Below are 5,339 nucleotides of genomic sequence, written 5' to 3'. Positions count from 1 at the left end.
GGGCACTCCCGGCTGGAGCTAATGGGCGTGCTGTACTGGCCGCTCGTCACCCTTGACGCGGTGCGCCGCGTGCACCGCGACAACCGGAGGGGCTGACGGACCGCCATGACCGGCGCCGCGAGCGGGACCACCACGGGCACGGGGACGGGCACGGGCACCGCACCGAGCCTGTCCGTGGTGGTCTGCGCCTATACGACGGAGCGCTGGGACGACCTGTGTACGTGCCTCGACTCGGTCGCCCGCCAGCACCGGCCCGCCGACGACGTCCTCCTGGTCGTGGACCACTGCCCCGAGCTCGCCGCCCGCGCGGCCGGCGCCTTCCCGTCCGTGCGGATCCTCCCCAACAGCGAGCGCCAAGGCCTGTCCGGCGCGCGCAACAGCGGGGTGCGCGCGGCGCGCGGCGAGGTCGTGGCGTTCCTGGACGACGACGCCGCCGCCGAACCCGACTGGACCGAACGGCTGCTGGCCGGCTACCGCGATCCGCGCGTGCTCGGCGTCGGCGGCCTGGTGCGGCCCTGGTGGGAGGCGGGCCGGCCCGCGTGGTTCCCGCCGGAGTTCGACTGGGTGGTCGGCTGCTCCTACCGCGGCCTGCCCGAACGGCCGTCCCCGGTACGGAACTTCATCGGCGCCAACATGTCCTTCCGGCGCTCCGCGGTGGTCGCCGCCGGCGGCTTCCGTACCGACCTCGGCCGGGTCGGCAAGCGCCCGCTGGGCTGCGAGGAGACCGAGCTGTGCCTGCGCCTGGCCGCCCGCGACCCGCGCGGGCTGCTGCTGTACGAGCCGTCCGCGGCCGTGCGGCACCACGTGCCGGGCGCCCGGACGACCTGGCGGTACTTCCGCTCGCGCTGCTACTGCGAGGGGCTGTCCAAGGCCGCCGTCGCCCGCCGGGCGGGCACCGACCGGGCCCTGTCCAGCGAACGCCGCTACCTGCGCTCCACCCTGCCGAGGGCCGTCCTCCGGGAGGTGCGGGCCGGCGGCGGCCGGGGCCTGCGCACGGTCGGCGCGCTCCTCGGGGGCGTCTCGGCCACCTCGCTCGGGTACGCGGTCGGCGCGCTGCGCCAGCGCCTCCGCCCGCTGCGCCAGCGCCTCCGCCCGCTGCGCCAGCGCGTCCGCGGCGCCCCGTCCGGCGGGGGCGCGCCGTGACCGCCGTACCCGTCTTCCTGTACCACTCGGTCGCCGACGATCCGCCGGCCTGGATCGCGCCCTTCACCGTCTCCCCGCGGGTCTTCGCCGAGCAGCTCGACCGGATCGCCGACAGCGGGCTGACCGTCGTGCCGCTGCGCCGGCTGGTCGCGGCCCTGCACGGCGGTCCCCGGCTGCCCCCGCACGCGGCCGTGCTGACCTTCGACGACGGCTTCGAGGACTTCTTCTGGACGGTCGCCCCGCAGCTCGCCGACCGCGGCCTGCCGGCCACCCTGTTCGTCACCACCGGGGCCGTCCACCCGCCCGGCGGTGCGCCGGAGGGCAGCCTGCTGCCGCCCGCACCGATGCTGACGTGGCGTCAGATCGCCAACCTGGACGTCCTTGGCGGAGTCGAGATCGGCGGGCACGGGCAGACCCACGCCCAGCTGGACACCCTGTCGTGGAGCAAGCTGGACGGCGAGATCGGGTACTGCAAGCGGCAGTTGGAGGAGGTCCTCGGCCACGAAGTGGACTCCTTCGCCTACCCGCACGGCTACTCCAGTGCCGCGGTGCGGCGCGCGGTGCGCGATCACGGGTGGACGTCCGGGTGCGCGGTGCGCAACGCGTTCAGCTCGGCCGCGGACGAGCCGCTGCGGATCGCCCGGCTGACCGTCCGGGCCGGCACGGGGCCGGAGGCGTTCCGGGGGTGGACCCTCGGGCAGGGCGCGCGGGTGGCGCCGTACCCCGAGTCCGTGCTCACCAGGGCGTGGCGCGGCTACCGCCGGCTGCGGGCGGGGCTCGGGCGTCCGGTCGGCGGCCCGCCCGAGCCCTGACAGAGCCGAGCCCTGACAGAGCCGAGCCCTGACGGGGGCGCCCCGGCCGGGCGTTTCAGTGCTGCCAGACCCGGACCCACTCCACCTGCATCCGGGCCGAGTCGACCGCGGCCGGCGGCTGGTCGGGGACGCCGACGGCGAGGCTGAGCAGGATCTCCATGGCCACGTCCGGGATGTTCGCCTTGTCGGTCATCCAGTACCTGGCCTGGCCGTCGACCAGCCAGGTGAGCGAGTCGGCCTCCCAGTCGAGCGCGAAGACGTGGTAGCCGGCCGGGAAGTCCAGCGGCCCGTAGTGGCCGGCGGAGGACAGGTCCTTGCCGCCCGGGCCCGCCCAGTGCACGGACATCTGGACGTTGCGCGAGGTGCCGAGGAACTCCGCCACGTCGATCTCCGGCGGGGTGACGCGGGTGATCGGCGACAGCCAGAACGCGGGGTAGACGCCCTGCTCGGCGGGGATGCGGACGGCCGCCGCGACGTAGCCCCGGGTGAAGGTGAAGCGTGGGGTGCCGTCCCAGCTCTCCCGCCCGGTGGAGACCATGCCGGACGTCCACGGGTACGTCCGGCCGTCGGAGCCCGGGGTGGTGACGCGCCGGGCCTGGAGGGTGAGGGCGCCGCCGCCGACGGACACCTGCCCGGGCTGGTACCACTCGGACTCGCGGTTGCCCGCGTTGGTGCACCCGTTGTTGTTCCAGTCGTAACAGGTCACCCAGTGCGACGAGTTGAGCGCGGAGCCGCCGAACTCCTCCTTGAAGACCAGGTGCCACGCGCCGGGCGCGTCCGGCCGGGGGGCCTGCCCGGCGGAGCAGCCGGCGGTGGCGGCCAGCAGGACGAACAGCCCGGCCCCGGCCGCCCGGCCGGCCCGCAGCGCGAGGCTGGGGCGCCGACTGGCGTGACTTCGGTGGCGGAGCCTCATGACGGTGGCCTCCCCTCGGACGGCCGGTCGGCGGCGGTGCCCGCCGCGCGCCTGCGGTGCCGGACGGCGGCCGGCACCAGGACCGTCAGCGTGGTGAGCAGGGCGACCGCGCCGACCGCCCGCGCGGTGCTGATGGACCGGGTGAAGAAGAAGACCTCGGCGACGGCCGCGTCGATGGCGATGCTGAACGCGATGGTGAGGACGACGGCTTCGAGCGGGTCCCGGCGGCGCCCGGCACGCACCGGGTGGGTCAGCCGCAGGGCCGCCGCGCCGGGGCAGAGCAGCAGGAAGGCGGCCGTGACGACGGCGCGCAGCGGCAGCAGGGCCCCGGGCAGGGTGGTGGCCGCGAGGGCCACCCATCCGGACACCGCGAGGACGGTCTCGGCAGGAGGGATGCCCGCCGGAAGTCGTACGGGGGCACGGATCATGGCCGGCCTCCGTGCGGTTGCGGTTTGGGCTGCTGCGGCTGCTGCGGGTGGGGCTGGATCTCGGGCGCGTTGTGGTCGACGAGCTCGTACACGACGGCGTCGGCGTTGCGGAACACCGGCGAGAACAGGTGCGAGCCGTTGACGGCCGTCTCCAGCCTGGGCACGGTGTCGGCGGGCAGCACGCCGGTGATGTAGCACTCGGCGGTCTGGGCGCGGTTGAGCACGAGGTACACCGGGCCCGGCGGCGCGGCCAGCGCCACGGCCTGCTCCAGGCCCGCGAGGGGGTCCTTCACGAGGAGCTTGCGGTTCTCCAGCAGGTTCCAGGCGATGACCACCCGGTCGTGCTGGTCGTAGTCCTTGTCGATGTCCGGGACGTTGTTGGTGACCGTCACGACCAGCGAGCCGGCCGGCGCGGTCCGGTACAGGAACTCCGTCGCCGCGATCTCCCGGGCGGTGAAGGACTCCACCAGCTCCTTGCCGTAGTAGCCGAACACCAGGCCGCCGAGGAAGGCCAGCAGGAGCGCGAACGAGACCACGGCCCGCAGCCGCACCCGCCACCGGGCCGGCGCCCCGGCGCGCAGCACCAGCGCGGAGACCAGCATCGCGGCGGCGGGCAGGGCGAACAGGTAGGAGCGGAAGATCATCTCGCCGCCGTAGCTGTTGAGCGCCGGCATCGGCATCGGGGCGATCAGCAGGTAGGGCAGGGCCGTGCGGCGGGTCCAGGGACGGCGCAGCAGCGCGAGCGCGGCCAGCAGCACCACGGCGGCGGACAGCCCGCGGTCCACCCAGGCGAGCAGGACCTGGCCGCGGGCGGGGGCGCCGAGCCCGGTCAGCCACGTGGGGGCGTTCTCGTCGGGCGAGGCGATCGCCGCGATGAAGCCGCGCAGGTTCGCCGAGATGTACGGGCGGGCCGCGGTGGCGAGCCAGACCGCCTGGAGGACGACGGCGCTCGCCAGGACGGGCAGCACGACGCGGCGGTTGCGGCGGGGGACGGACAGCGCGGCCAGGAAGACGATCAGCATCAGCGGGGTGAGCTGGTGCGAGGTGACGAGGACCGCCACCAGCAGCACCACCATCAGGAACCGGGCGGGCCGCCAGCCCTCGCGCACCGCCGCGGGGCCGGGCGCCCGGGTGTGTGCGCGGGGCGTCGGCGGGCCGGGCGGCCGCACCGGCGTCAGCTGTTTCAGGACCAGCGCGAGCACGGTGACGAAGATCAGGAACGCGAAGGTCTGCGGCGCGAAGTAGTCCTGCCCGATCCACATGCACGAGAAGAAGATCCACACGGCCCCCCAGATCAGCTGCCAGTCCCGGGTGATCGTCCGGTAGAGCAGGAGCAGCGGGCCGATCAGCAGCACGTCGGCCACCGGCGTGGCCCAGTGGGCGTAGCCCATCGCCGACGGCAGCCCGGTGGCGCGCAGGATCAGGCCGTTGACGGTGAAGAACCCCGGCCACTGGTTGTAGATGTCCAGCCAGCCCGGACGCGGCACCGGGCCGCCGTGCCGGAGCATGGCGTCGACCACCTCGACGTGCTTCCACGCCCACGAGTACCGCACGCCGGGGTAGAGCAGGCTCGGGGTGGCGTGCACGACCGCGATGAGCCCGACCACGTACGCCGCCGACCACGCGTGGCTGAGCCGGGGGCCGCGCAGCTGGACGGCGAAGCCCAGGGTCAGCAGCCCGAGCGCGACCCAGAACAGCACCGGCAGCACCTCGATCAGCCCGAGGTCGTCCATCCGCTCCAGGTGCACGTGGCGCAGCGAGACCAGCCACAGCGCCAGGGCCACCGGCAGGGCGCCGCGGGTGACGACCGTGCGGACGGACGGCCGCTGCGGCCCGGCGCCGGCACCCGCCGGGGGCGGGCCGTCGGTGCGGACGCCGCGGGGCGCGGGCGCCGTCGGCCTGGTCATCGCGGCCACCGGGCCGGTGGTGCGGCCGGCGCGGCCGTCCCGTTCAGCACGGGAACGACGTTGGCGCCGACCCACCAGCGGCTGCGCCCGTAGCGCGTCGACTTCTCCAGGTTCGACGCCACGTGCCAGAGCCAGG

At 75.1% G+C, this 5,339-nt stretch carries 5 protein-coding genes; 2 read left to right on the top strand and 3 right to left on the bottom strand.

The genetic code is table 11. The features are described from left to right. The first annotated feature begins 105 nt into the window (after window positions 1–105). The gene (locus AB0O00_RS28420; RefSeq protein ID WP_363656502.1) at window positions 106–1,143 is read left to right on the top strand and encodes a glycosyltransferase family 2 protein; all 1,038 of its coding nucleotides are present in this window, start codon (window positions 106–108) and stop codon (window positions 1,141–1,143) included. Then, window positions 1,140–1,955, top strand: a complete 816-nt coding sequence (locus AB0O00_RS28415) for a polysaccharide deacetylase family protein (RefSeq protein WP_363656500.1) — start codon at window positions 1,140–1,142, stop codon at window positions 1,953–1,955. The genes AB0O00_RS28420 and AB0O00_RS28415 overlap by 4 nt, the downstream gene beginning before the upstream one ends. A gap of 55 nt (window positions 1,956–2,010) precedes the next feature. On the opposite strand, the gene AB0O00_RS28410 is transcribed toward AB0O00_RS28415, so the two are convergent. The 3 genes from AB0O00_RS28410 to AB0O00_RS28400 are packed head-to-tail and all read right to left on the bottom strand — an operon-like array spanning window position 2,011 to window position 5,203. Then, window positions 2,011–2,868, bottom strand: a complete 858-nt coding sequence (locus AB0O00_RS28410; RefSeq protein WP_363656498.1) for a glycoside hydrolase family 16 protein — start codon at window positions 2,866–2,868, stop codon at window positions 2,011–2,013. After that, a complete protein-coding gene (locus tag AB0O00_RS28405; RefSeq protein ID WP_363656496.1) occupies window positions 2,865–3,296 on the bottom strand; it encodes a hypothetical protein in 432 nt (143 codons plus the stop codon). Before AB0O00_RS28405 ends, AB0O00_RS28410 begins: the two co-directional genes overlap by 4 nt. Continuing rightward, window positions 3,293–5,203 (bottom strand): glycosyltransferase, encoded by a 1,911-nt coding sequence (locus AB0O00_RS28400; protein ID WP_363656494.1) that lies wholly within the window; start codon window positions 5,201–5,203, stop codon window positions 3,293–3,295. The genes AB0O00_RS28405 and AB0O00_RS28400 overlap by 4 nt, the downstream gene beginning before the upstream one ends. Window positions 5,204–5,339 lie beyond the last annotated feature (136 nt).

This window comes from Kitasatospora sp. NPDC093558 (assembly GCF_040683475.1).
Taxonomy (GTDB): Bacteria; Actinomycetota; Actinomycetes; order Streptomycetales; family Streptomycetaceae; genus Kitasatospora.
This window is presented reverse-complemented; position numbering and strand designations above follow the sequence as displayed.